24 protein-coding genes and 1 riboswitch are annotated in these 25,485 nt (G+C 37.3%); of the genes, 15 read left to right on the top strand and 9 right to left on the bottom strand.

What is annotated here, in order from left to right; genetic code table 11:
* Positions 1–32 precede the first annotated feature (32 nt).
* The 5 genes from AC3ANL_RS14965 to AC3ANL_RS14945 all read left to right on the top strand — a co-directional run bounded on the left by AC3ANL_RS14965 (position 33) and on the right by AC3ANL_RS14945 (position 4,353).
* Positions 33–434, top strand: a complete 402-nt coding sequence (locus AC3ANL_RS14965) for a twin-arginine translocase subunit TatC (RefSeq protein WP_488325233.1) — start codon at positions 33–35, stop codon at positions 432–434.
* Between the two features lie 58 nt (positions 435–492).
* Positions 493–1,137 (top strand): GMC oxidoreductase, encoded by a 645-nt coding sequence (locus tag AC3ANL_RS14960; RefSeq protein WP_488325232.1) that lies wholly within the window; start codon positions 493–495, stop codon positions 1,135–1,137.
* Between the two features lie 385 nt (positions 1,138–1,522).
* Positions 1,523–2,149 carry a substrate-binding domain-containing protein gene (locus AC3ANL_RS14955; protein WP_488325231.1) on the top strand — a complete coding sequence of 209 codons (627 nt, stop codon included), beginning with the start codon at positions 1,523–1,525 and terminating at the stop codon, positions 2,147–2,149.
* 14 nt (positions 2,150–2,163) lie between these two features.
* The gene (locus tag AC3ANL_RS14950; RefSeq protein WP_488325230.1) at positions 2,164–3,354 is read left to right on the top strand and encodes a MalY/PatB family protein; all 1,191 of its coding nucleotides are present in this window, start codon (positions 2,164–2,166) and stop codon (positions 3,352–3,354) included.
* Between the two features lie 93 nt (positions 3,355–3,447).
* Entirely contained in the window at positions 3,448–4,353 is a 906-nt protein-coding gene (locus tag AC3ANL_RS14945) for a TIGR01777 family oxidoreductase (protein WP_488325229.1), read from the top strand.
* A 113-nt stretch (positions 4,354–4,466) separates the two neighbouring features.
* Here the strand turns inward: AC3ANL_RS14945 and cls are convergent, their stop codons facing one another.
* Positions 4,467–5,918, bottom strand: coding sequence for a cardiolipin synthase (cls, locus tag AC3ANL_RS14940; protein ID WP_488325228.1), 1,452 nt, complete (start codon positions 5,916–5,918; stop codon positions 4,467–4,469).
* 311 nt (positions 5,919–6,229) lie between these two features.
* Here cls and ftsH point away from each other — a divergent pair, with 311 nt between their 5' ends.
* Both ftsH and AC3ANL_RS14930 read left to right on the top strand, forming a co-directional pair.
* Positions 6,230–8,053 carry an ATP-dependent zinc metalloprotease FtsH gene (ftsH, locus tag AC3ANL_RS14935; RefSeq protein ID WP_488325227.1) on the top strand — a complete coding sequence of 608 codons (1,824 nt, stop codon included), beginning with the start codon at positions 6,230–6,232 and terminating at the stop codon, positions 8,051–8,053.
* Between the two features lie 121 nt (positions 8,054–8,174).
* On the top strand, positions 8,175–8,738 hold the full coding sequence (locus tag AC3ANL_RS14930) for a hypothetical protein (protein ID WP_488325226.1): 564 nt from the start codon (positions 8,175–8,177) through the stop codon (positions 8,736–8,738).
* Positions 8,739–8,787: 49 nt separating this feature from the next.
* On the opposite strand, the gene AC3ANL_RS14925 is transcribed toward AC3ANL_RS14930, so the two are convergent.
* Positions 8,788–10,383: an acetolactate synthase large subunit gene (locus AC3ANL_RS14925; protein ID WP_488329733.1), complete on the bottom strand. Its 1,596-nt coding sequence runs from the start codon at positions 10,381–10,383 to the stop codon at positions 8,788–8,790.
* Between the two features lie 200 nt (positions 10,384–10,583).
* Between AC3ANL_RS14925 and AC3ANL_RS14920 the strand changes: the two genes are divergently transcribed.
* From AC3ANL_RS14920 to AC3ANL_RS14900, 5 genes are all read left to right on the top strand, one after another.
* Positions 10,584–11,513, top strand: coding sequence for an aldo/keto reductase (locus AC3ANL_RS14920; protein ID WP_488325225.1), 930 nt, complete (start codon positions 10,584–10,586; stop codon positions 11,511–11,513).
* Between the two features lie 217 nt (positions 11,514–11,730).
* The gene (locus AC3ANL_RS14915; protein WP_488325224.1) at positions 11,731–12,114 is read left to right on the top strand and encodes a hypothetical protein; all 384 of its coding nucleotides are present in this window, start codon (positions 11,731–11,733) and stop codon (positions 12,112–12,114) included.
* On the top strand, positions 12,104–12,595 hold the full coding sequence (locus AC3ANL_RS14910; protein ID WP_488325223.1) for an aminodeoxychorismate lyase: 492 nt from the start codon (positions 12,104–12,106) through the stop codon (positions 12,593–12,595). Before AC3ANL_RS14915 ends, AC3ANL_RS14910 begins: the two co-directional genes overlap by 11 nt.
* A gap of 226 nt (positions 12,596–12,821) precedes the next feature.
* Entirely contained in the window at positions 12,822–14,783 is a 1,962-nt protein-coding gene (locus AC3ANL_RS14905) for an FUSC family protein (protein ID WP_488325222.1), read from the top strand.
* A gap of 187 nt (positions 14,784–14,970) precedes the next feature.
* A complete protein-coding gene (locus tag AC3ANL_RS14900) occupies positions 14,971–15,702 on the top strand; it encodes a TerC family protein (RefSeq protein ID WP_488325221.1) in 732 nt (243 codons plus the stop codon).
* 99 nt (positions 15,703–15,801) lie between these two features.
* Here AC3ANL_RS14900 and AC3ANL_RS14895 read toward each other — a convergent pair whose 3' ends face one another.
* Positions 15,802–16,095: a hypothetical protein gene (locus AC3ANL_RS14895; RefSeq protein ID WP_488325220.1), complete on the bottom strand. Its 294-nt coding sequence runs from the start codon at positions 16,093–16,095 to the stop codon at positions 15,802–15,804.
* A 178-nt stretch (positions 16,096–16,273) separates the two neighbouring features.
* Between AC3ANL_RS14895 and AC3ANL_RS14890 the strand changes: the two genes are divergently transcribed.
* Positions 16,274–16,453 (top strand): hypothetical protein, encoded by a 180-nt coding sequence (locus tag AC3ANL_RS14890; protein WP_488325219.1) that lies wholly within the window; start codon positions 16,274–16,276, stop codon positions 16,451–16,453.
* 62 nt (positions 16,454–16,515) lie between these two features.
* On the opposite strand, the gene AC3ANL_RS14885 is transcribed toward AC3ANL_RS14890, so the two are convergent.
* Complete coding sequence (locus tag AC3ANL_RS14885) at positions 16,516–16,710, bottom strand: alpha/beta-type small acid-soluble spore protein (RefSeq protein ID WP_488325218.1); 195 nt, start codon at positions 16,708–16,710, stop codon at positions 16,516–16,518.
* 159 nt (positions 16,711–16,869) lie between these two features.
* Between AC3ANL_RS14885 and AC3ANL_RS14880 the strand changes: the two genes are divergently transcribed.
* On the top strand, positions 16,870–18,417 hold the full coding sequence (locus AC3ANL_RS14880; protein ID WP_488325217.1) for an NAD(P)H-hydrate dehydratase: 1,548 nt from the start codon (positions 16,870–16,872) through the stop codon (positions 18,415–18,417).
* 144 nt (positions 18,418–18,561) lie between these two features.
* Here the strand turns inward: AC3ANL_RS14880 and AC3ANL_RS14875 are convergent, their stop codons facing one another.
* Positions 18,562–19,398: an SDR family oxidoreductase gene (locus AC3ANL_RS14875; protein WP_488325216.1), complete on the bottom strand. Its 837-nt coding sequence runs from the start codon at positions 19,396–19,398 to the stop codon at positions 18,562–18,564.
* Positions 19,398–20,285: a 4-hydroxy-tetrahydrodipicolinate synthase gene (gene dapA, locus AC3ANL_RS14870; protein ID WP_488325215.1), complete on the bottom strand. Its 888-nt coding sequence runs from the start codon at positions 20,283–20,285 to the stop codon at positions 19,398–19,400. The genes AC3ANL_RS14875 and dapA overlap by 1 nt, the downstream gene beginning before the upstream one ends.
* Positions 20,286–20,407: 122 nt before the next feature.
* Positions 20,408–20,587: riboswitch (Lysine riboswitch) on the bottom strand.
* Between the two features lie 246 nt (positions 20,588–20,833).
* Here dapA and AC3ANL_RS14865 point away from each other — a divergent pair.
* Positions 20,834–21,514, top strand: coding sequence for an NUDIX hydrolase (locus tag AC3ANL_RS14865; RefSeq protein WP_488325214.1), 681 nt, complete (start codon positions 20,834–20,836; stop codon positions 21,512–21,514).
* Here the strand turns inward: AC3ANL_RS14865 and AC3ANL_RS14860 are convergent.
* The 3 genes from AC3ANL_RS14860 to AC3ANL_RS14850 form a co-directional block, all read right to left on the bottom strand.
* The gene (locus tag AC3ANL_RS14860; RefSeq protein WP_488325213.1) at positions 21,490–22,323 is read right to left on the bottom strand and encodes an MBL fold metallo-hydrolase; all 834 of its coding nucleotides are present in this window, start codon (positions 22,321–22,323) and stop codon (positions 21,490–21,492) included. The two genes, AC3ANL_RS14865 and AC3ANL_RS14860, sit on opposite strands and share 25 nt — an antisense overlap.
* Before the next feature lie 161 nt (positions 22,324–22,484).
* Positions 22,485–23,621, bottom strand: coding sequence for a CAP domain-containing protein (locus tag AC3ANL_RS14855; RefSeq protein ID WP_488325212.1), 1,137 nt, complete (start codon positions 23,619–23,621; stop codon positions 22,485–22,487).
* Between the two features lie 358 nt (positions 23,622–23,979).
* Positions 23,980–24,954 carry a 2-hydroxyacid dehydrogenase gene (locus AC3ANL_RS14850; protein ID WP_488325211.1) on the bottom strand — a complete coding sequence of 325 codons (975 nt, stop codon included), beginning with the start codon at positions 24,952–24,954 and terminating at the stop codon, positions 23,980–23,982.
* Between the last annotated feature and the right edge of the window lie 531 nt (positions 24,955–25,485).

Genomic DNA, 25,485 nt, shown 5'->3' with positions numbered 1-25,485 from the left:
TCTTTTTAAAAAGGGGTGTGCCCAATTTTTTTATGGAACAGGCAAAAATCCAACAGGAGCAAGAAGAAAATCTTGTGACCCATCTTACAGAATTAAGAAAAAGGATCCTCATTGTACTAGTTGTATTCATCCTATCATTAATAGTAGGATTTGTAGCATCTCCATCTATCTTAAACTTTATTAAGACGCAGCCTTCTTCTGTTAAAATAGAATGGAATGTGTTTGGATTCGCAGATGGGATTTCTATTTATTTCAAATGTGCGCTTGTTGTTTCCTTACTGGTGACATTACCAGTTTCGATGTACCAAACTTGGTTATTTGTAAAACCAGGGTTAACTGAGAATGAAAAAAAGGTGTATTTGTTTTTATCCCGATCACGTTTTTCTTATTTATTTCAGGAGTATCGTTTAGCTATTTTGTGTTATTCCCAATGATTCTTCAATTCTTATCCAATATTAATTTAATTTATAGGGTGGTGCTGGTGCACTTGGAATGGAGCTTCCTGATTTTGCTGGGGATAATTTTGACCATACGAATGAAAACTTCATTCATGGGGGCTGTGTTCGTGTAACTCAATATGGAAACCGTCCCATTGCCAACAACAAGGTTCCAAGTGGAACACCTTCATGGGGTGCTGATTTCAAGAAACAATCGATTAAATATGCAAACAGTACCTTCCCAGTTAAGGTTCAAGAAGGCGACATGCCTCATAGGGACAATTATCTAGATCTCGATCCAACCTATAAAGACGCCTATGGTATGCCATTATTGCGGATGAGCTATGATTATACAGAGCAAGATCGGGCAATCGTTAAATATATGGCAAAAATTACCGAGAAAATCGCCGAGGAATTTAGCGCTGACATTATTGAAAACAGTGATGAACAGGCTCCATTCAACGTGAACAAAGATACTAATACACATAACACTGGCGGTGTGATCATGGGTGCAGACCCTGAAACTTCTGCAGTCAACTCGTATTTACAAATGTGGGATGAGGAAAACGTATTTGTTGCTGGTGCATCTGCGTTCCCTCACAACAGTTGTTATAATCCAACTGGTACATTGAGTGCCCTTTCCTATCGCGCAGCTGAGGGAATTATTAAGTATTTACAACAAGGTGGTTCACTCGTTTAATTTCCTTGCTTGATTTTTCATTAATTTAAGAGATTTTAAAGGCTACCTATTCCAAGTATTGTGGAATAGGTAGTTTTTTTAATTTTTGATATTTATAATGGAAGGATAAGGTTAATAAAAAATGAATGTTGACTTACAATAATGAAGCTGTTGCTCGGGATATACCTGCATGTTCAGCTACTTGTTTTAAGGTAACTCGAGAATTTCCTTTGCGGTTCATTAGTAACACCATCTTATTATTTTTTTCTTTTGTTAAATTTTCTTTAATGTAATACTTATGATTGGAGAACTATTATAAATATGATTTTTCTTTCAACAATTTCCTCCAATTATCAGGAATAGTCCAAATGTATCCGAAAAAACTCGCAAAAAAGTACAAGAATCAATGGCTGAACTCGGTTATGTGTACGACCGCGTTGCGGCCAATCTTCGTTCTCAACGTTCGTCAACAGTAGGAATCATTATAACTGATATAGCTAATACTTTTTTTTCGGAATTATTGTTAGGAATAAATACTACGCTTGAAGCTGAGGGTTATACGGTGCTTTTAGGTACAACATCAGATTCTCCTGAAAAGCAGAACCAACTTCTTTCTACCATGCTTGAACATAGAGTGGATGGCATTCTTTTATGCCCAGTATCGGAAAACTCAAAAGAAACCATAAAAAAAATTAAAAAATTAAAAATACCCATTGTCCATGCCGTAAGGGAAATACCTGATATTAATCTTGATTATGTGGGAATCGATTATGTGAAGGGAGCACAAATGGCTGTCAGCATGTTAATTAAAAATGGACATCAACGCATAGCTTTTCTAGGAGGTCGTCCAGAAGCAGAACTAGTGACCCCAGCCTTAACAACAGTATCTTCCTATGCTCGGCAAATTGGTACAAATGCTGCGAATCTTCTTCAAAAGAGAATTTTGAATAATGATCTTGCAAACCAAAGAATCATATTAAGTCCAGAACTTGTTGTTCGGGATTCTACATTTCAAAAAAAGAAAATACATTAAAAAGGATGGTTTGCATGAAATATAACTTTGATGAAATTGTCAATCGAAGAGGGACCTATTCAATTAAATGGGATGGTGGGGCTTTAATAAAAGCAATTGGACTTACAACCAGATATGATGAAGAAACGATTCCATTATTTACTGCGGACATGGATTTACCCGTACCCCAACCATTATTAGATGCATTACATAAAACCGTAGATCATCGTATTTTTGGCTATTCTATTTTTCCTGATGAGTATTTTAATGCGATTCAATATTGGTTTAAAAAGAGGCATAATTGGGAGATTCAGAAGGATGAAATCATCTATAGTCCAGGAACGGTGCATGCTTTAAATGTGGCTGTTCGTGCGTTTACCAACCCTGGTGACGGAATCATTATCCAAAGGCCGGTTTATCCGCCATTTACCGCCTCCATTGAAGCGAACGGCAGAGAACTCTTAAATAATTCGTTGAAAATGGATGAAGAAGGCTACTATCGTATTGATTTTGCTGATTTCGAAGTAAAAGCGAAAAATGAAAAGACAAAAATGTTTATTCTATGTAACCCACATAATCCAACCGGAAGAATTTTTAACATAGAGGAACTTAGGAAGTTATCTGATATCTGCGCAGAAAATGATGTACTGATTGTGGCAGATGAAATCCATGGGGATTTGATTCGCCGTAACCAAACATTCACTCCGATTGCAAAGGCTGCCAATAATAAAGAGCATATTATTACCTTTACTGCGATCAATAAAACCTTTAATCTAGCCGGTCTACATTGTACAAATGTAATTATTTCGAATCCAGAACTGCGAAAAACTTTCAGCAGTGTTATGGGCAGCCATTTACCGTCACCCTTTACGGTTTCAGCACTCATAACTGTATACAAGGAAGGAGAAGACTGGTTAGAGCAATTAAAAGAATATATCGACGGTACCATGGATTGGGTCGTCGAGTATTTATCAGAAAAAATGCCGAAAGTAAAAGTGAGAATTCCAGAAGGAACTTATATTATGTGGATGGACTTCAGTGAATATGGCTTGACATCTGACGAGGTTCACGACCGCATTTATAATAAAGCCAATGTCATCCTTGAAGATGGAAAAATGTTTGGTGAAGAGGGGCTTTCATATCAAAGAATTTGTATACCATCCCCTCGACCAATGATAAAGGAAGCATTTGAGAGAATCGCAAGGGAATTTGAAGAGATTAATTAGATTAGGAGCCCACTTTCTTACAAAAAGACAACATGTTGTATGGAGTGGGATCTTTTTTTTAGCATGCATTTTACATATTTAAGGAGGGGGAAAATGAAGATCGTAATCGCTGGCGGTTCAGGATTTATTGGGCAAAAATTAACAGAGCTACTTATTGAAGAGGGACATAAAATTATTATTTTAACTAGAAGAGAGCAGCAGACCCTAGGGAATATTTCGTATGTGAAATGGCTTGAGGAAGGCAGTTTGCCTGAGAATGAAATAAAATCTGCAGATGTTTTTATAAACTTAGCAGGTGTTTCCATCAACGCAGGACGTTGGAGCACCAACCATCAGAAACAAATTTACGATAGTCGCATGATAGCAACAGAAGAGTTAGTAAGAATCATTGCATCCTTACCGCAAAAGCCTTCAGTCCTCATTAATGCAAGCGCAATCGGCATTTACCCAGCTTCAGTTAAGGCTGTCTACACGGAAAATTCATTAGAGACCGCTAATGATTTTCTAGGTAAAACGGTCATAGATTGGGAGAATAAAGCTAAGCTGGTGGATATACATGGAATTCGTGCTGCCTTTATGAGATTCGGGGTTGTTCTTGGCAATGAAGGTGGGGCGCTTCCACTCATGGCATTGCCATATAAAATGTTTGTCGGTGGTACTGTTGGTTCTGGGAAACAATGGGTGTCTTGGGTACATGTTCAGGATGTGGTTCGAGCAATTTCATTTGTCATGAAAAATGATAAAATAAGTGGACCTGTCAATGTTACGGCACCTGCTCCAGTAAGGATGATGGAATTTGGTAAGACAATTGGCTCTGTGTTACACCGTCCACACTGGTGTCCTGTTCCATCTTTTGCTATGAAAGTGGTCCTAGGACAAAAAAGTACCCTTGTTCTAGAAGGGCAACATGTTGTTCCTAATGTGCTAGTGGAAGAAGGTTTTAAATTTAGATTCCCTATCCTCAGCACAGCATTGGAGGACTTGTTGATTAGTAACTAAATAGTGATCGATAAAAGCCTAAGACATATCTAATCCGAGAATTAATTGGAAAAGACTATCTAAAATTAATCAAAGCCATTTGAAAGGTTATCTACAAATGGCCGATGAATCTCTTACAAAATAGGCGATAAGAGTCTAGAGATGGCTTCTTTAAATTTTATAAAAATAGACCGTGCCTTATACTTTTCCAACGTAAGTTCAGTGCTTTCTAGGATATCTTGAAGGAACAAATCTGCAAGTTGACGAGCGGTTAATTCATCATACACAATCGCATTCACTTCAAAATTTAAACGGAAGCTCCGTGTATCGATATTGGCTGTTCCGACTGAAGCAACCTCGTGATCAACGACAATTGTTTTTGCGTGCAAGAATCCTTTCTTATAATGATATATTCTTGCACCATACGATAAAAGTTCTCCGACGTAAACCCCAGAAGCCCATTTTACAAAGGGATGATCACCCTTGTTGGGTATCATAATCCTTACATCCACTCCTGATAATAACGCAATTTTACATGCATCCATAAAACTGGAATCAGGAATAAAATACGGAGTTTGGATGAAAACATTTTTTTTGGCTGACAGGATAAGCTTGATATACATATTTTTAAGGTGTTCCGTTTCGGAATTGGGTCCACTTGCAATAATTTGAATCGGATTTTTACCAGAATTTTTTTCTGCCTGCCAATTATAATCTTCAAAATTAAGCTTATGCTTTGCAGCGTAATTCCAATCCAAGATAAATCTCCCTTGAATGTGAGTCACTGCCTCACCTTGGACCCTAAGATGAGTATCACGCCAATAGCCAAACTTTTTATGGAGGCCCAAATACTCATTTCCAACATTAAAACCACCTATAAACGCAATTTCATCATCAATAATACAAAGTTTGCGGTGATTTCGGGTATTAATACGGAAATTGATCATTTTTAAAAATGAAGGAAAAAATACCTCTACTTCCCCACCGAATGCAACCATTTCTTTAAAGAAAGCGGGAGAAATCCTTTTAGAACCAATTTCATCATAGAGAACGCGAACTTTTACACCTTCCTTCGCTTTTTTGGTGAGTTCATCTCTCAGTTTTTTCCCAAGTGAATCAGGCTGAATAATATAATATTGGAGGTGAATCTCCTTTTTTGCATTTCGAATGTCGTCAAATAATGATTGGAATTTTTCATGACCATCGTTAAAAATAACTAATTCATTGTCCATGGTTATTAATGCATTTGATGATTTTAAATTCATTTTGAGTAAGTCGGAGTACTTTTTGAGCAAATCGTTATGATACCAACCACTTGACTTTAGACGTTCAAGTTGTTCATTTGTCGCTGATTGTAAATAACTTCTTTCTGCAGAAGACAAATGATAGAAGTTTTTTTGTTTTAATTGACGTCCCAAAAATAAATAAACAATAAAACCTAGAATGGGTATAAAATATAGGATCAATAACCAAGCCCAAGTTGAACCAATATCCCTTCGTTCGATAAAAATAACAACCCCTGCAAAAATGATGTTAATGGTCAAGATGATCCAAACGATGAGTGTTGTTATATTACTTACATCCATAAAGAAATTCCTTTCTAATTACACAATCTGATAGTAATTATTAATATCTTTTAACAATAAAACATTTTTTCCTTTATTAAAAGGCGAATGATTATCAATTTTAATGAAAAAGTGGCATAATTCAGGTGAAGTTGAATGCTTTCATCTATTGTAGATTATTTACAATCACGGTTCGGTATATTGTTAAAAAATTCGCCAATGAATTATCAAATCAAGATGCTTTGGGGAACTATATATTTGAAATGAACCTTTTGAAAAATGGTCTGGCACAACATACTGAAAGTCATAAATAATTACCTGGAGGAACATATATGAAACAAATAAAGCCACCAAAGAAACCTCTTGTATTTTATTATGGGGTCACTATAATCATTATTTTGCTATTAAATTCTTTTATTTTTCCCGCTATATTTAACCATTCTGTAAAAGAAGTTGATTATGGAACATTTTTATCTATGGTTGAGGATGGTAAGGTAAAACAAGTTGAAATTGAAGATACTACCATTATGTTTAAACCGGTTGATACAAGTGAGGTAAAGTTATATAAGACTGGAACAATTGACGATCCTAAATTAGTGGATCGTTTGCATGAAGCCAATGTTAAATTTGCAAAAGTGATTCCTAAAGAAACCTCACCACTGTTAAATTTCATATTAACCTGGATTCTTCCGTTCCTAATCTTTATTGCAATCGGTCAATGGCTGATGAAAAAAATGCAAAATAAGATGATGGGTGGCGGGGGAATGATGTCGTTTGGGAAAAGTAATGCTAAGGTATATGTAGAAGCTCAAACAGGTATCACGTTTAAAGATGTGGCTGGTCAGGATGAAGCAAAAGAGGCATTGCAAGAAATTGTTGATTTTCTCCATAACCCTAAAAAATACAAGGAAATTGGTGCCAATATTCCAAAAGGTGCTCTGTTAGTGGGCCCTCCAGGAACAGGTAAAACACTGCTTGCGAAAGCGGTAGCGGGGGAGTCCAAGGTTCCATTCTTTTCGATGTCAGGTTCTGAATTTGTTGAAATGTTTGTTGGAATGGGAGCAGCAAGGGTACGGGATTTATTTAAACAAGCGCAAGAAAAAGCACCATGTATTGTATTTATTGATGAAATTGATGCAATCGGTAAAAGTCGTAATTCCGGCATGGCTGGTGGCAATGATGAGCGAGAACAAACCTTGAACCAGTTGTTAACAGAGATGGATGGATTTGATGCAGATAAAGGTGTCGTAATCCTCGCGGCAACCAATAGACCAGAAACTCTTGATAAAGCGCTTTTAAGACCCGGAAGATTTGACCGTAGAGTACCAGTTGAATTACCAGACTTAGCAGGTCGTGAATCGATTTTACGGGTTCATGCTAAGGACGTAAAATTATCCGATGATATTGATTTTAATGTGATTGCCAGAGCAACATCCGGTGCATCTGGTGCTGATTTAGCCAATATTATCAATGAAGCTGCACTTAGGGCAGTTAGACTAGGACGGAATAAAGTCATCCAAAGTGACTTGGAAGAGTCTGTTGAAGTGGTTATTGCCGGTTATCAACGGAAAAATGCTGTTATCTCAATGAAAGACAAACTAACTATTTCTTATCATGAGATTGGCCACGCCTTGGTGGCAGCAAAACAAACTCATTCGGCGCCTGTTCATAAAATAACGATTATACCTAGAACTTCAGGCGCTTTAGGCTATACGATGCAAGTAGACGATCAAGAAATGGTTCTAATGTCTAAGGAACAGGCATTGGATAAAATCACTACCTTTATGGGTGGACGCGCAGCAGAAGAGATTATTTTCAATTCCATAACATCCGGTGCTTCCAATGATATTGAACAAGCTACGAAGATTGCGAGAGCGATGGTAACAAGGTATGGAATGAGTGAAGAATTCGATATGATGGCACTAGAAACCGTAAATAATCCGTATTTAGGCGGGGATACATCCCTAATGGTTTCAGCAGAAACGGCCTCCAAGGTAGATACAGAAATTCTTAAAATTATCAAATCATGTCATCAAAAAGCTAAACAAATTCTTGAAGAAAATAAAGATAAATTGCATGAATTAACAAAGTATCTATTGGAAAAGGAAACCATTTCCGGTGATGAGTTTATGTCGATTTTAGCAAAACAGTCTTGAGTTAAACTAATCAAAAAGGGCCAGAATGAGGTACACTCATCCTGGCCTTTTTCATTGATAGATGGCATCACTGTAAATAATCGTTCATATACTACTGTCAACAAGGAACGAGGTGGAATAAATGTATTTTTTAAAGTCGATATCAGAGGAAGTTAAAGCTAATCGACATAGGTTTCAATCCTTTTCAAGAATAAAACAGCTGGTTTTGGTTGCCCTCTTCTCAAGTATTTCTGCTGTTTTACAAGCAGCAGGTGGTTTCATACCAGGCATTGGGTATTTTATCAGCCCGCTTTCGACAGCACCAGTCCTTATCTGTTCAATGCTTTCACCAAGGTTTGGAGCTATTTCGTACCTTCTAACTGTTTTTTTACTTCTCATCTTACAGCCAGAGGAACTTTTCGTATTTCCTTTTACTACTGGTTTGTTAGGATTGGGTATTGGTGCGGCAGTCCACCTGTTCAAGAAGAGATTGACCATCATAGCAGCTGGTTCCACTCTCTTATCGATCGGTGTTAATAGCCTATTATTTGCATTTCATTTCCCAGTCCTTAGTCCAGCAGTATCTAATACTTATTCATTAGCAACAATTCTGGTGGTTTTTTTATTTGCTTTTTTTTATACATGGCTATGGGTAGATTTTGGCTTAATCCTATTTAGGAGGTTAAAAAAGGCTATTTCTTTGTAACTTACAACTTACTCCTGTGTTCACTGCCCCTATTTATAGAAGATAAGGGTCAATATTGCATGATTACATCGATTAAGACTATTTCTTCTAGAGAGTGAAGTTTCTCTTTAAGAATGTTTTCAAATTCAAGGAGATTATTAGCTCGAACTCCATCAATCCCAAAGCTTGCGGATAGCTGAACAAAGTCTGGGTTATGAAAGGTTACCCCGTAGTTTTCTCCAAACCTTTTATTCATTTGTTGGACCTCAAGTTTTAACATGGAGTCATTTAAAACAATAATAATGAAGGTAAGTCCTAATCGCTTGGCGGTCTCGATTTCAGCAAAATTCATGAGTGCACCACCATCGCCAGTAATACAAATAACCGAGTCATTAGGACAGGCAAGTTTAGCGCCAATGCAGCCAGGAATGGCGATACCCATTGAGGCAAGACCATTTGAGAGTATTAATCGATTCGGCATTTTTGGCTGAAACGTTTTTGCAATGGACACTTTATGGGATCCAACATCAGAAATGATAATGCTGTTTTCGGTAGTATTCTTTTCAAGTATTTTGAGTAGGCTCTCGATGGTAAGGGGCAGTGTGCTAGGATCCTGCAGCTTCTCTTTTATCTGATAGGCTGATTCAATACGCTCCTGAAGATTTCCAGAAGGTACCCATTTTTTTGCTGGGAGTTCAGATAGATTCAGCAATTGGAGTGTTTTTTTGATGTTTCCAACTAATTCACCCTCGACAGGATAATGTTCATTTGTTTCTGCCGGTAAAGTATCGATATGTAGAACAGGTAGTTTTTTTTCGTTCCAAGACTTTGGCAGTTGTTCCACAAAGTCAAAACCAATGACAATTAATAAATCAGCTTCTTTAATACCAGGTAACACCTCGTCGTTCTCCTTAAATCCAAACGTAAAATAATTTAAGGGGTGATTTTTTGGTAAAACCCCTTTTGCCATAAAACTGTGAGTAACAGGTGACTGAAGTGCATTGATAAAGATTCGAAGCTCCTCAACTGCCCCCTGTCTAATCACCCCGTTTCCCACAATAATAAATGGTTTTGCATGATTATGGATAAGGTTCTTTGCTGTTTTAAGTGTTTCTGTATCTGGAACGTATTCTGGCAAAGGGGTAACGGGCAAGGGCTTATTAGGAATCATCTGCGCGGAGAAGTTCTCCGGCAAAGAAACCGCAACTGAACCAGGTTTCCCCAAATTGGCCAATTTGAACGCTTTTCTTAGTATAGCTGGTACGGTCTCAGCTTGTTGAATTTGGGTAGTCCACTTGGTTGTGGGCTCAACAAGTTTCATAATATCTATATATTGGTGGGATTCTTTATGGTGTCGTTTTATATCTGCTTGTCCGATTAATGCCACTACAGGAGAATGTTCGAGCTTGGCACTGGCCAAACCGGTTAACAGGTTTGTAGCCCCTGGACCTAGCGTAGATAGACAAACACCAACTTTTTTTGCCAGTCTTCCATATACATCTGCCATAAAAGCAGCCGCTTGCTCATGTCTAACATTTACAAATTGAATCTGGTCTGATTTTGATAAGGAATCAGCAAGATCAAGCGTCTCTGTACCAACCATTCCAAACACATATTCTACAGCTTCTTTTTCTAAACATTCTACGATTACATCCGTTACCTTCATCATATCCTCCTAATATTTGCAGATAGTACTTTTATAATAAAATGAATGTGAATTATTATACCCGTTTTTTGTCGATTCATTCGTTTACCTAAATGTGGTAAGAAAGTTTTCAACTTTCAGTATATAAAGAACAAAATCTTAGTTGATTTGCTAAACATTTGTTATCCTATAAAGAGAAAGAAAAAGGAGATGAATGGAAAATGGCAAAACAAGTTCAAATAGGAAAAACAGATTTATACGTTAATCCAATTGGTTTGGGAACAAACGCTGTTGGAGGTCATAATCTATTTCCAAACCTTGATGAAGAAGCGGGAAGAGCGTTAGTTCGAACAGGCTTAGCACATGGAATAAATTTTTTAGATACGGCTTACATTTATGGTCCCAAACGTTCAGAAGAAATAATTGGGGAAGTTATAAAGGAAATCGGGAATCGTTCAGATATAGTTATTGCCACAAAAGCAGCTCATAAATTGGTTGGAAAAGACATTATGATTGACAATTCACCAGCTTTTTTAAAGCAAGCTGTTGAAGAATCATTACAAAGGCTTCAAACAGATTACATAGATCTATTTTATATTCATTTTCCTGATCAAGATACACCAAAGGATGAAGCTGTTGGGGCTTTGAAATTACTAAAGGATGAAGGGAAAATTAGAGCAATCGGGGTTTCCAATTTTTCAATCGATCAGCTAAAAGATGCAAATAAAGATGGCTACGTAGATGTATTCCAAGGGGAGTATAACTTATTAAGCCGTGATGCTGAGAAGGACATCTTTCCATATGTAACAGAAAACAGAATTTCATTTATTCCTTATTTCCCGCTTGCATCTGGCTTATTAACTGGTAAATACGACAAGAATACCAATTTGGCAGAGAAGCGCGGGAAGTTCTTTAATAAAGAAGTTTTTGAATCAACCTTAGAAAAAGTAGAACACATTCGAACGATTGCGAATAAAAAGGGCGCAGAAGTTGCTCATGTTGTTCTTGCTTGGTATTTAACACGTGATGCTATTGATGTGATTATTCCAGGGGCTAAACAATCAGAACAAGTGCTTCATAATCTAAAAACTCTCGAAATTGAATTATCAAATGATGAAATACAGGAGATTGATCATATCTTTCAATCATAAAGTGTAGGTAAGAATGATGGAGGCACAATGTTAAAATTGTGCCTTTTTATAATGTGAACGTCTTTACTAAGAACTTTCTAAACGAAAAAAGATTTCCTCTTTCTCCGCTTTTTGCCAATTAACTCCTACTATTTGCGTATTTTATCCGATTTGATCGAAAAATTTATCAAATGGATGTATAATAAGTACTTGCATTAATATAGTAGGAGGAACAACTATGATGGAATGGACTTTAGCCGCACTTCTTGGAATTTCAATAATATTGCTCGTTGTCTCAATCTTAAAATCATCTCATGAAGCAAAAGAGGAGCATAAACAAGTTGATCAAATTCATATTGCGACGATGAAAGAAATCAATACTCTGCAAGATTCAATTCGAAATCTTGAACTTGATATAGAAGTGGTGATGGAGGAAGCAGGTATCCAACTTTCTTCAAATGAAAAACTTTTGAAGCGCGAAGTACTAGATTTATATAAAAGAAATTACTCGATTACGAGTATTGCGGAATTGAAACAGCTAACAGAAAGTGAAATTGTTCAGCTGCTAGCCCCTTACCAGAAAATAAAGGATGAAGGGAGACAAGTTGCAAATGAGAATTAACTTATTGAGCAGCTTCGCAGCAGGCATTTTGATAACGACGATCATTTGCGGTGTTGTTACTTTGTCCGATAATAGTGATCGCTCAAAAGATAATAAAACATCGAAAAAAAATACTACTGAACAGGTACAAGTTTCTGATACCGAGATGAAAGATATCCTTATTAAGCAGGGATTTATCGTTCAATCAAAAGCCGAATATGACAAGAATCTGAAAGCAGCAAAGGTATCAGGAGAAAAACAAACACCACCTGAAAATAACAAAACTGCTAACCAAGTAACCCGTGTCATTGTGAATGTAGGAGATGGAATGACCAGCATTGATGTAGGAAAAATGCTTGTACAAGCGAAAATCGTTGCAAATGCCTTTGACTTCTCCAAAGATATCGAGCAAAAAGGTCTTGAAAACAAATTGCGTCCTGGGGTTTATGTTGTTGATAGTGAAATGTCATATGATCAGGTAGTTTCAACTATTTTTAAATAATCCTAGTGCAGGTTAGGTTAATTAGGAAAGCCGTCTTCTACTAAGAAACGGCTTTTTCTGTTCATTCGAGTGAAATTTTTACTGTTAATGTCGATAAATATGGCAAAGATAATATAGCGACTTACTTATTATATGTGGTCTCATTGACAAGAGTATTACGCCATAATACATAATATTGAAGGTCATCGCTTATACAAATTTATAAGATAGGAAAGAGTTGAATAGTATGGCAGAAAAAAACACAGATGGAACAAAATCTGTAACTTCTAAATCTCCCAGTATTATTAAACAGGCAATGTCAGTAAATAGGAAACCATTTCCGTGGTTTAAAGCCTTTTGTGCAGGCATAGCAGCTGCTTTACCTGTAATAATTGGATTATTATTTGGAAATTTTGAAAATGGGATAATAGCTGGTATGGGTGGATTTACCTATCTATACGTATTTAATATTCCCTATGCCCAAAGAGCGAAAAAGCTATTTGCGGTCACCATTGGAATGACTCTGGTCACAATATTAGGAACGCTTGCAGCACCTTATCCCCTGGCAATCGCTATTTTGATGGGGCTGATTGGTGCTGCCGTACTGTTTATTTTTGGAGCATTACGACTTATTGGACCTTCTGCTATTTTTTTCGTTTTAGTTTTTGCGATGACGACTGGTATGCCAGTTCATCCAGAACTTGCGCTATTCCGTGGTAGTCTTGTTTTTCTTGGTGGAACGCTATCGTTTATTATTGCCATGCTAGGTTGGTTTGTGGATCCCCATGGTCCGGAAACTAGTGTCGTCAAAAGAGTTTATCTAGAACTTGCTGCGTACATGGATGCGGTTGGGTCAGAGAAGTTTAATGAGTGTAAACATCGAGTTATGTCAGTTTTGCATGAAGCAGAAGAAACGCTCGCGGCAGGATATATCCCATGGATCACAACGGATGTATTTAAGCGATTATCCGTTTTAAATAACCATGCAAATACTATATTTTTATATACACTTAAAAATTTTTCAGAAAGTCCTTCAAAATTGCCTAGCGAATTAGGGAAATCCGTCCGGGAAATCTCTATATCACTTGATAATAAGTATAAAAGTGGTCGTCATATTAAAAAAATTCTTCAGCCAGCCATAATGGATGAAAAGGTAAAGGTACTGTTTGCAAAAGTTTATGATGCCGATGCCATCATGAATGAGCCAACATCCAAAATTAACAGAGTGATTGAAATCTCAAAACCATCACTTAAGACCATTTTTATGGGTGCATTTGATAAAAATTCAATCGTCTTTATTTCGGCATTACGCTTCGGGCTTGTCACGATTATCGCTGCTATTATTGCCTATCAATTCGAATTGGTAAGGTCTTATTGGGTGCCATTATCTTGTGTAGCTGTTATGTCAGGCTCCACTATTGTTTCCACTTATCACCGTGCTTTACAAAGAGGGTTCGGTACCACGATTGGAATTTTGATTGCTAGTGTAATTCTAGCGACCCATCCTACTGGGTATACCATCACATTATTTATTCTCCTATTGACGTTTATTACAGAACTTTTTATTGTAAAAAATTATGGCTTAGCTGCGTTGTTCTTTACGCCCAATGCATTACTTATGGCTGAGAGTACCAGTCATGGAAGCTTTAGCTTTTCATATTTTGCTTCAGCTAGGATGATCGATGTGCTAATCGGGAGTGTCATTGGTCTTATCGGCGTATGGCTGGTAGGAAGACGTTCAGCTTCTAGTCGACTCTCTCACTTGCTTTCTAAAACCATTCGAAGTCAGGCCCAATTTTTAGTAATCCTATTTTCTGATCAAGGATTCGGTTTTAATGCGAGAGAAAGCAGAGAATTAATAAAAATGGAAACCAATATCATTCATCTAAAAACACTTTTTAATACAGCAATAGGTGAGATACCTGTCAATCAAAAGGGAGTGGATTATTACTGGCCTGTTCTATTTTCTATAGAACACTTAGGCTTTCTATTAGAAAATTGTTCAAAAACCGAGGATCGTCCTAATCTTACAGACGCAACACTTGCCCAATTATTATTTGTCTTTGAAGTGATGGCAAATGCCACAGAACGGAGACGGGCTCCATCTTTTAAAAGTGTACCTGATATAGAAGGTTTTTCAAGCATCAAAGAAGAGATTATTAACTTGCAAAAATTACTTCAACTACATGATAAAAGACTGTCTGAATAAGTTGAAAAATGAAAATAGTATAGAGTTGTACATAAATCGAAACGGCTTTCATACATTTAATATAGAAGACTAAGCGCTCGTAGCACCCAATAATGAAATGGTTTTAAACAAAACACGGACAACCTGTAGGTATTTCAAATTCTTAGTATTTAGTTAAACAAAAGATGAAAAGGAGAAACAATTTCAGATGGAGTTCCTACAAGAAATTTTAAATAGTTACAGTACCATTTTTTCACTAGAGGCATTAAAAAATGTTTTTTTTAATCCTGCTAGTTGGGGAGTTATTGGAACACTTATCATTTTAGAAGGATTGCTATCTGCTGATAATGCCTTGGTCTTAGCCGTGATGGTGAAGCATCTTCCGAAAGAACAACGGAAGAAGGCTCTGTTTTATGGGATATTTGGTGCTTATTTTTTCCGTGTGTTGGCAATTGGATTAGGGGTAACCTTAATTACCATTCCTTGGATAAAAATCGTAGGGGGTCACTATCTGCTGTGGATCGTCTTTCAAAACTTTATTAAGACAAGTGATCAGGACGATGAGGTACAGACTAAAATTAAAGGCTTTTGGAGAACCGTGTTAACTGTAGAACTAATGGACATTGCATTTAGTTTTGACAGTGTCATTGCTGCCTTTGGTGTGTCAAATCAAGAATGGGTTTTGCTGCTAGGTGGAATTCTTGGAATTTTAATGATGCGGGGAGTTGCTCATTTATTCCTGACCTTAATTGAAAAAGTTCCAGAATTTGAAATTACCGCTTTTATCCTCGTTGCCGTAATAGGCGTGAAAATGATCGTTTCAGCCTTCGGTGTCCATATGGACGAAATCATCTTCTTCAGTTTAATCGGTACCATCATTTTTGGCACATTCATTGTTCATTTGGTTAGAAAAAATTCAGGAAATGAAACAACCATGTAAGGACATGATAAGGGGAAGGCACTTGTGGCCTTCCTTTTTTTGTTCTGCCATTAACTATCAGTGGTTTAAGAAACAAGGTTAAATAAAAATACACCTTGTTTAGGGGAGGAATTGAACACTTCCATCTTCAGTAATTTCTATGGTTTGGTAGCTCTTAAAAACCGCCATATTGGTAATCTCATGCTTAACAGGGTGCGAAAAACTCTCCATGTAAGGCTGATATACATTAGGGTCCTTAATGAGATGATACATATTCACTCTTTTCCCATCATTTATATCAGTTGACCTTAATAAAAAGCGGTCTCCATAAAGATTTTTAAACCAGCCTCTAGCTTCTTCATGGTTCTTGAAATTGGGCATATGGTCATACTCAATCGTAAAATCTTGATCCATTTTCTCTTCCACCACTTTCTGTACTGGTATAGTTAATTCAGGAACTTGTCAATCATTCATATTTTAAACCAGTAATATTATTTCCTAAGTAAATGAGAAAAATGTCATTTTTAAATATCGACTAAATTGGACAAAATTCTTAAGGTAGTCAGTTAAAAAAAAGGAAGGAGACGTAACTATGAATAAAAATAACCCCTTTGAGTACCCGGGAATTTTCTATAATGAAGTCATTCTCTATTTAGAATCAAAATGGGAACGTCGACTGACTGACCATGAAAGAAATGTGTTAATTGAAGGATATCGATTCGGCAGAATGGTTGAGGCAGAATCCGAAATTAAAATATTGTTTGCTAATTGAGTATCCATTACTATTGTTAAAAAGGGTGTCCAAAACAGGACACCCTTTTCTGAAATCACAAGTTATTGACCTTGTTGATTTCGTAATGACTCCTCAGCATATGCGACAAGACGTTTTGTCATTTCACCGCCAACTGAACCGTTAGCTCGTGCGGTCGTATCAGCACCAAGTTGAACTCCAAACTCGTTGGCGATTTCTTCCTTCATTTGATCTAGAGCATTGTCTGAACCAGGAACCAAAAGTTTGTTTCTTGCCATGATACATCACTCCCGACGAAGTTATTTGAGCAATTAAACAATTGCTCAAATATAATGTATCCTATTTATTTAGACCAATTCGTTAAGTTCATTCCCAATTCCTACATTAGGAACCTAAGTAGTATAATAAAGAAAGAGATGGAATAGGAGGGAGTATACATGTATATCGCTGGTCAAATGGAAATGCAGCAATTGGATCACTATACGATGGAAATACTTGGCTTACCAGGTGTCGTATTAATGGAAAATGCGGGTGCCAAGGTAGTGGAGGAAATTCTGGCAAGTTCTCCTAGTAAAAGACCGAGTGTGAGTGTGCTCGCAGGGGGAGGGAATAATGGCGGGGATGGGTTTGTAATCGCCCGCAGGCTTTGTGATTTAGGGTTTGACTCCCAACTTTGTTTATTAGTACCCCCTACGCGAATAAAAGGCGATGCAAAAGTTCATTTTGATGTATACAAAAATCGCGGACTTCCAATTCTATACATACAAGATAATAATTTAGATTTACTTTGGAATGAAATCAACCAAGCTGACATTATTGTCGATGCGTTATTAGGGACGGGGGTAAATGGTCCGGTTAGAGAACCCTTCAATAAAGTGATTACAATGATAAATGAGTATGCCGGGAAGAAGTTGATTATTTCGGTTGATATTCCATCTGGAGTTAGCAGTGACAATGGAAAAGTAGAGGGTGTCGCAGTTCGAGCTACAAAGACCATTACTTTTGTATTTCCTAAAAAAGGATTTTTTTTACATGATGGGCCAACATTTGTTGGGGAATGGAAGGTGGTTGACATATCCGTGCCGCCTTCGAGTGTTGAGGAATTGGGACTTGTTATGCCCCGACTCATTACAGAAAAGCTAGTGAAAGCCTCTATCCCCATTCGTCCCAAGCAAGGCCATAAAGGGACTTTCGGTCATGTTCTAATTATGGGTGGATCACGGTCATTTGTTGGTGCGCCGATATTTTCGGCAAAATCTGCCTTACATGGAGGAGTTGGATTAGTAACCCTTGCCGTACCAGAAAGTATTTATCCAATGGCAGCAGCGCAAAATCCAGAATCCTTGTTTCAGCCATTATCAGAAGAAGAGGGGCATTTTTCCAAAAAAGCAATTGCTGAAATCACACCTCTGCTTCCTCGATTTGATAGTATCGCAATTGGTCCTGGGATAGGTCGCTTTTCTGGTGGAGAAGGTTGGGTTAAATCGCTTATTACGGCTTTGACTGGACAGCCGATTATTGTTGATGCAGATGCCATATATTTGCTTCGAAATAATTTAGATTTAATCCGCCACTATGAAGGGCATGTAATTTTTACGCCACATCCTGGGGAAATGGCCGGATTATTAAATTTAACCGTAAAAGAAGTGGAAGAGGACCGGATTGAAATTGCCAAGAATTTTGCAAGGGATTATGGAGTTTTTTTGTTATTGAAAGGGCATAGGACCATCATTGCGACTCCAGATGAGGAGATATTCATCAACCCACACGGACATGATGCATTAGGAAAGGGCGGTAGCGGGGATGTGCTGACAGGGCTAATTGCCTCGTTTCTTGCTCAAGGAGCGCAACCGGTCGACGCCCTAATTGCGGCCAGCTATTTACATGCAAAAGCAGGGGAAGAAAAAGCTAAAGTTTTATCAAGCTACGGTGTAATGCCATTTGACATTATTGACGGGATTAGGGAGCAACTAAATCTGATTTGAAAGTATAAAATAGGCTGCTCAACTTAGGGCAGCCTTATTTTTTGAAGAAATGGTTATAATTAAAATTATCCGGTCTGTCCCAAATCGGTTGTTTTCGCCAACAAGCAATTCTTCAGACTGAAGGAAAGCATCAAAAAGAAAAATTTAATGTTTAAGCTTCTTTAAAATAATTCTTTCAATGACCTTCCATGGAAATGTATTTTTAAAAAATAGATTAGTCTTTACGCTTTTGCCGATGGGATAACGAAGGTCGGGCGATGAAGGCTGTGAAGCAATACGAGCTGCTAGTTGGGCCACTTCATTGGGGTCTCCGTATCCGGTCTTACCATGTTCAATTTCTTTCAACATGCTCTCCGCATAAGAAAAGTATGGTGAATCTTTTCGGATTTCCAACTGATCCACACTTGACCATATATTGGTCTGATAGGAACCTGGTTCGATTAAGGATACATCAATACCGAATGGTTTAACCTCCAACCTTAAGCTTTCGCTATATCCTTCAAGAGCATGCTTTGATGCTGTATAAGCAGATAATCCTGGGAATCCCATTCGTCCGCTAATACTACTCATATTAATAATTCTCCCTTGCTTTTTAGCCCTCATAAAAGGAAGAATAGCATTAGTCACTGCTATCACCCCGAAAAAGTTGGTTTCAAACTGCCGGTGATAGTCTTCAATTGAAAGTTCTTCACTAAAACCACCTAGCGCAAACCCTGCGTTGTTCACTAACACATCAATCGAGGAATAATCTTCAAGCATGCCTTTAAAAGATTGAATAGACTTAGCAGAAGTAACATCCAATGGAGTGACCTGAATTAGACCCTCAACAGCATTTTCTTTTGCGAGTTTAAATAATACCTTATCTTTTTGGGTATCTCTCATAGTTGCAATGACATTGAACCCCTTCAAGGCTAATTCAATCACACATAATAAACCAAAACCGCTCGATGAACCTGTAACAATTGCAGTTTTTCTATTCATTATTTTATATTTTCCAATTGAGCAGGGAGGAGCTGTTGTAGTGCTAATTTCTCTTCCTCATTTAATGGGACCAATGGTAATCGGACACCACCAACAGGGACTCCTGTCATATTTAAGGCAGCTTTAACCGGCGTTGGGTTTGGTGCTGCAAATAATCCTTTCATCAGTGGGAGTAGTCTTCGATGGGCAGAAGCTGCCTCATTAAGCAATCCATTTTTGAAACTTTTAATCATCTCTTGCATTTCCTTCCCAATAATATGGGAAGCTACGGAAATCACTCCTGTGCCGCCTATAGCTAGAACAGGTAATGTTAATCCATCATCACCACTGTACAATGTAAAATGGTCAGGGGTTTGGCTAATAATCTCTGCCATGGCATCAAGGTTACCGCTTGCTTCTTTTATTGACACAATATTAGGGATTTTTGAAAGACGAACAATGGTTTCGACTGACAAGCTGATTACACAACGTCCTGGGATATTATAAAGGATGACAGGCAGGGAGGTTGATTCAGCTATTGCTTTAAAGTGTTGATATAAACCTTCTTGGGATGGTTTATTATAATAAGGTACTACAAGTAAAATTCCATCTACACCTGCTTCGGCCGCAAGTTTAGTTAAGCTGATGGAAGCTCTGGTGTTATTGGATCCTGTTCCAGCGATAACCGGAACTCTACCAGCTACTTCATTCACCACAAATTTAAATAATGCCACCTTTTCTTCTGCGGATAAGGTAGGAGACTCACCAGTTGTTCCAGCGACAACTAATCCATCAGACCCATTTTCAATTAAATAATTTACTAACGTTTTGGTTGCGTTAAAATCGATTTCACCACTCAGATCAAATGGTGTAACCATTGCCGTTAATACTTGGCCAAAATTCATCATTTTTCACCCTTTACATAATTTTTAAGTAATTAGAGGGGGTAAGGCCATATTAAAATCAGCGCAAAAAAGCAGCAACGAGGGGTCGCTGCTGCTGTAGAAACAAAAAATAATAAAGTTCCTATGCGTGAGATAGCCCTCCATATAGTTTCCTATATGACAATTCTGTGCTTATTCAACAGCAGAACCAGCTTCAAGACCAATGAGATTCCTTCCGCTTCGGCAAATGCCCCTTTCCGCAATGGTCATAGGATCTCATTATCCTCGAATTGCGTACTAATGGTCTTTGCACCTCTATCCTGACTCCAAAAGATATTGAAGTAAGAAAATATTTAATTGCTTGTAATATAACAGATAATTCAATAATGTTCAATAGGAAAATCTAAATTGCCTTCAATATAATTGGTTTCAAACATTAACAGGAACATTCTATTGAAGAAATATCCTTAAAAGAAGAATCAGACTTTTTAGGGAAGGGAATCGCGACTGAAAAGTTGAATATAAATAAAACTAGTTTTATATTTTAATAAATATTGAGAGGTGGAGGAATAATGAGTGCAATTCCTAGACCAGCTTCAACAGTTGTCTTGATGGATCACTTGTCAAGAGTTTATTTAACAAAAAGACCTGAAACGATGAAATTTATGGGCGGATTTTATGTGTTTCCTGGGGGAGCAGTTGATCAGGCTGATGACGTACAAGAGGGTAACCGTATTATTGCTAGGTACCGAAATGATTCCTTTTCGATTGGTCATTATATCGCTGCGGCAAGGGAATTGTTTGAAGAAGTGGGCATCTTGATTTGTGAGAAAGACGGCGGCGTTCCTGTTCAATTCACAGAAGAAATAGAGATGGAATACCGCCGGCTTTTGATAAGAGGGGAAATTTCTTTCTTACATATGTTAATAAAGGAAGACTTATTTTTTCAGCTTGATCGTTTGAGATATATCGGTCACATAATTACCCCAAATGTAAGTAAGATTAGGTTTGATACACGTTTTTTTCTAACGCAGCTGCCAGTAGGCCAAACCCCTAAACCTAACGTAAATGAAATTACTGATGCTAGCTGGATGTCTCCGGCCGATGCATTAGCTGCAAATCAAAGTGGTGAAATATCATTGGCTCCACCAACGATTCATACCTTGAAAACTATTGTAAATCATCTTAACGGCAATCCATTGCAGATGCCTGCGTTTAATTTAGGTGATTATATTGGTGATGCAAGAAAATAATCAGATTCCTGTTGTATTACGGTACCTTCTTTTACTAACTTGATTAAATGTGCTTCCGTCGTTCGTTTTGCTACGTCAAAAACACTCGGATGTGGTAGTTTGTCATAAATCATGTTTGTTAAATTGACAGCGCTTAATTTTTTATGTTTGTTTAGAAGGGCTTTGATTTGGTTTTCACGGTATAATCTTCTATTTAATACAAATTCAATTTGTTCATAAGGGTGTTCTACCCATCCACCATGTCCCGGACCAATTTTGCTTATTTTCAGTTGTCTTAACTTTTTGAGTGTGTCTATATAGTCTGACATATCCCCATCAGGGGGACCGACCCATGATGTTCCTTCCGCCACAATATTATCTCCAGCGAGGAGAATTTGCCTTGATGGAATATATAGGTTTAACTGGCCTGCTGTATGACCTGGAGCATGAATGATAATTATTTCTTCATCAGCTATTCTTATTATGTCGCCGTCGTTTAAAAATGCTAATTGATTCAAAGGCTCAATTGCGGCAAGAATACCCTTTTTTTCAAGTGGGTGGCCATAAACGAGTGGATTCCATGCCGCTAATTGCAGAACTCCTGGGGCATGGTCAGGGTGTGAGTGGGTTAATATAATCCTCTTTGGTATGGCAAGGTTATTTTGTTTTATTGCTAGCTCTAAATCTATTTTCGTATCTGGTTGATCAAATCCTGCATCAACTAATATACTTTCATGAGCGTTTCCAATTAAATAGCAATTTGTAGTGGTATGTGGTAACAAAGTTGGCGTTGAAATCGGTACTCGAATAATTTTTAGGTTACTACCCATCGATAACATCCTTTCATCTATTACAACACGTAAGTGATTTATTACTTACGTATTCATCATGAGAATGTTATATTCCTGCTGTAATCCATGGTTTCCAAGATATTTTCCATACTTATTAACAAAGCCTGCTATTCATCAATAGCAGACCTACATCTTCAAACTTAGTTAGCGTAAAAATTTTCCGTATAGTAAGGCTGTGATTGTTGATTAAAGGCAACGCCAACTCCCAAGTACTCGTAGCCTTTCCGCAAAATGTTCTCACGGTGGCCAAGTGAGTTCATAAGGCCTTCATGAGCAAAAATACTGCTAAACTGTCCATATGCAAGATTTTCTCCAGCTAACTGAAAGACAATATCATCCTCTTTCATCCGGTCAAAGGGGGATTGTCCTTTCAGGTTGGTATGGTCAAAGTATGCATTAACAGCCATATCGCTACTATGTTTTCTGGCTGTTTCGCGAACATGCTGATCCCATGACAATATCGGAAGCTGGTGATTAACGCGGGAAGCATTGGTTAAATCAAATAGCTGGTATTCGAAGCCTTCTTTTAGTGCAGGACTGCTTTTAGCGTAAAAATCTTTCTTGTTTCCTTCAAAATCTTTGCGAATTAGTTGCATCGCTGTAACTGAATAATCCGCATGTTTATCATAAAAAATAGTCACATAGGCGTCATCAAGTAAAAACATGTCGTAATCGTCATCTTGTACTTGGTAGGATATCAACCCTTTTTGAATCCTAGAGATAGGTGTCCCAAGAATCGCACGAACATTTTTTTTCGAGCTCCCCAGCTTAATGCCATTTTTGGATGAAATTAAATCTTGGTTTGTATATAAACCCGCTGCTCGATTATGATCATCATACATCACCATAAAAAAATTACGGTATTTTTCATGGTAGGTATACCAGTTCGTCCCATACTCATTAAGAGATGAACGCTTTGCCACTCCTAAATTTTCTTCTACATCTTCTTTTGAATCTCCAAGTTCGATGTTATAAATGGAGAATGCCTGCTCCGTTGGAGTGCTTAAGGTAACCTTTCCTTCATTAGATTCATTTTGCTGTTTATTTTGCGGAAGTTCATTTAATTGGGAAGTAAACTTTGTTACCAATTGCTGAACGCTTTCGACTACAGAACTAATCGTAGCCTGTACTTCAGGGCTGTCTTTTATATCAACAATCTCAGTTTGAATTGAATCAATCGCCGAACTGTATTTGGTTTGGTCTATTTGTTTTTCAACTATTGGCCAGGAAGAATATAATATAACAAGAACGATTAGCATCATAAAAAAACGTACCATTACTTTTCCTCCATTTCTATTAGAATTCTAACCAACCTAGTTTAAATGTATAAGCAATATGTTTACCAATCTTAAATTTAACATATCTCCTATTATTATTGAAAATCAAAATACTGGAATTTATTTAACCAGTATGAATATTTTGGGGCTGAGCTTTTTTAAGAGCTGTTGCAGTTGAGACAAAATAGTAAACAATAACAATATTATGTAAACATTTTAAAGGGTTTTACTATGAATTTAAAAGGGTACCAGGGTTTAGCTGTTAGTAAATGAGGTCCTAGTACCACTTTTATATTTTATTAAATGTTATTTTTTCTCTCTATTATGTCAGTTCTATTTGATTTCTTAGGAGTAGATTTTAATTCAGCACTTCTGGGTTAATCAAGTTTTTGGGCCGTTTACCGGATAGTCCGTCGAGCAAATTCTCTACCGCGAGCTCGGCCATTTTTAATTCCGTTTCATAAGTCGATGATCCGATATGTGGGGTAGTTACAACATTAGGAAAATTAAGCAGTGGATTGTCTGCTTTCACGGGTTCGATTTGATAAACATCTAGAGCTGCTCCATAAATTTCCTTATTTATTAATGCTTCAATCAACGCAGCTTCGTCTACGGTTTTTCCACGTGACCCATTCACAAAAATACAGGACTTTTTCATTCGCTTAAATTCTTGTTCACCAATTAAACTCTGGGTTTCTTGAGTGAGCGGAGTCATTAAGCAAACAAAATCTGATTCCTCAAGTAAATGATCCATGTTACAATAGGCAGCACCAAATTTAGCTTCAGCTTCAAAATTACGGTGCCGATTATGATACAAAATATTCATATCAAAACCTAAATGGGCCCGTTTGGCGATTGCCGAACCGATTTTTCCCATTCCAATAATCCCTAAGGTTTTATGATGTACATCAATAGCGTATTGATCTGTTGTAAGGTGACCTTTCCAATTTCCAGATTTCACGAAATGATCTAACTCTGCTATACGCCTTGCAGCTGCTAGTAAAATACCAAAAATGGCATCCGCAGTGGTGTCCTCAAGGACACCAGGAGTGTTTGTTCCCATTATGCCTCGATTTGTCATCTCTTCAATCGAAAGATTATTAAAGCCAGTTGAGTTATTGGAAACAATTTTTAAATTCGGAGCACGATTTAATAAGTCTTTATCAACAGGGAGTGCAAGACCTACAATGCCCTCAGCATCCTCTAGTGCCTCAAGAAAAGCACGGTCCGAACGTGGATCAATTCCATCAAAAATAGTAACTTCAAAGTTATCTTTCAATTTTTCAAGTGCCTCGGTTAATTCAAAGTTATAAGCAATGATTTTTCTTTTCATCCATGGCTTCTCCTCTTAGTTGATGTTGAAATGTTGAAATGTTGATAGGAACAATCCCTCTTTAAGGTGACATAAAGTTTTACTTGAGTCAACCATCCCTTTTATTAAAGGCCGGGGTGAAAATCCGATGTTTTTATTCTAGTTAGCTGCCTTCTTTTTGCTAGCACAAAGATAGTAAAATGCTGGCTAAGCTAGCAGTTATATATCACGTTTTTCAATCCGACAAATCAGATTTGAATAAAAAAAGTATATTTACTATTAAAATACCTATTCTCTTGTTAAAATGTTATTATCTTAATTTTCAAATTGGTGAAACAAATCTAGGCTTGATATTAATCCACTTCTTGGAAAATAGGGTATCTAGTATGGGTATAGATCTGAAAAGGAGTGACCAGTGCACTATATAAACAGACCTATTATTTTGCTAAAATAGTAAGGGAAAATAGTTTTTTTACAATTTAAAAACCTAAACTGAATTTTCGAGATAGTAAGAACATAAACAAGCAATGTAATTTGCTAGGCAGGAGGAAC

The sequence above is a fragment of the Neobacillus sp. DHD-1R genome (assembly GCF_057747995.1).
This window is presented reverse-complemented; position numbering and strand designations above follow the sequence as displayed.

Excerpts from the sequence above, each read along its gene's own strand:
- AC3ANL_RS14885 (WP_488325218.1), bottom strand. The coding sequence starts at position 16,710 with ATGGCAAGAAACAAACTTTTGGTTCCTGGTTCAGACAATGCTCTAGAT.
- AC3ANL_RS14900 (WP_488325221.1), top strand. The coding sequence starts at position 14,971 with ATGGAGTTCCTACAAGAAATTTTAAATAGTTACAGTACCATTTTTTCA.
- AC3ANL_RS14895 (WP_488325220.1), bottom strand. The coding sequence starts at position 16,095 with ATGGATCAAGATTTTACGATTGAGTATGACCATATGCCCAATTTCAAG.
- AC3ANL_RS14890 (WP_488325219.1), top strand. The coding sequence starts at position 16,274 with ATGAATAAAAATAACCCCTTTGAGTACCCGGGAATTTTCTATAATGAA.
- cls (WP_488325228.1), bottom strand. The coding sequence starts at position 5,918 with ATGGATGTAAGTAATATAACAACACTCATCGTTTGGATCATCTTGACC.
- AC3ANL_RS14965 (WP_488325233.1), top strand. The coding sequence starts at position 33 with ATGGAACAGGCAAAAATCCAACAGGAGCAAGAAGAAAATCTTGTGACC.
- AC3ANL_RS14955 (WP_488325231.1), top strand. The coding sequence starts at position 1,523 with ATGGCTGAACTCGGTTATGTGTACGACCGCGTTGCGGCCAATCTTCGT.
- AC3ANL_RS14960 (WP_488325232.1), top strand. The coding sequence starts at position 493 with ATGGAGCTTCCTGATTTTGCTGGGGATAATTTTGACCATACGAATGAA.
- AC3ANL_RS14915 (WP_488325224.1), top strand. The coding sequence starts at position 11,731 with ATGATGGAATGGACTTTAGCCGCACTTCTTGGAATTTCAATAATATTG.
- AC3ANL_RS14905 (WP_488325222.1), top strand. The coding sequence starts at position 12,822 with ATGGCAGAAAAAAACACAGATGGAACAAAATCTGTAACTTCTAAATCT.
- AC3ANL_RS14855 (WP_488325212.1), bottom strand. The coding sequence starts at position 23,621 with ATGGTACGTTTTTTTATGATGCTAATCGTTCTTGTTATATTATATTCT.
- AC3ANL_RS14875 (WP_488325216.1), bottom strand. The coding sequence starts at position 19,398 with ATGAATAGAAAAACTGCAATTGTTACAGGTTCATCGAGCGGTTTTGGT.
- AC3ANL_RS14945 (WP_488325229.1), top strand. The coding sequence starts at position 3,448 with ATGAAGATCGTAATCGCTGGCGGTTCAGGATTTATTGGGCAAAAATTA.
- AC3ANL_RS14925 (WP_488329733.1), bottom strand. The coding sequence starts at position 10,383 with ATGAAGGTAACGGATGTAATCGTAGAATGTTTAGAAAAAGAAGCTGTA.
- AC3ANL_RS14865 (WP_488325214.1), top strand. The coding sequence starts at position 20,834 with ATGAGTGCAATTCCTAGACCAGCTTCAACAGTTGTCTTGATGGATCAC.
- AC3ANL_RS14920 (WP_488325225.1), top strand. The coding sequence starts at position 10,584 with ATGGCAAAACAAGTTCAAATAGGAAAAACAGATTTATACGTTAATCCA.
- AC3ANL_RS14880 (WP_488325217.1), top strand. The coding sequence starts at position 16,870 with ATGTATATCGCTGGTCAAATGGAAATGCAGCAATTGGATCACTATACG.
- AC3ANL_RS14850 (WP_488325211.1), bottom strand. The coding sequence starts at position 24,954 with ATGAAAAGAAAAATCATTGCTTATAACTTTGAATTAACCGAGGCACTT.
- AC3ANL_RS14950 (WP_488325230.1), top strand. The coding sequence starts at position 2,164 with ATGAAATATAACTTTGATGAAATTGTCAATCGAAGAGGGACCTATTCA.
- AC3ANL_RS14930 (WP_488325226.1), top strand. The coding sequence starts at position 8,175 with ATGTATTTTTTAAAGTCGATATCAGAGGAAGTTAAAGCTAATCGACAT.
- ftsH (WP_488325227.1), top strand. The coding sequence starts at position 6,230 with ATGAAACAAATAAAGCCACCAAAGAAACCTCTTGTATTTTATTATGGG.
- dapA (WP_488325215.1), bottom strand. The coding sequence starts at position 20,285 with ATGATGAATTTTGGCCAAGTATTAACGGCAATGGTTACACCATTTGAT.
- AC3ANL_RS14910 (WP_488325223.1), top strand. The coding sequence starts at position 12,104 with ATGAGAATTAACTTATTGAGCAGCTTCGCAGCAGGCATTTTGATAACG.
- AC3ANL_RS14860 (WP_488325213.1), bottom strand. The coding sequence starts at position 22,323 with ATGGGTAGTAACCTAAAAATTATTCGAGTACCGATTTCAACGCCAACT.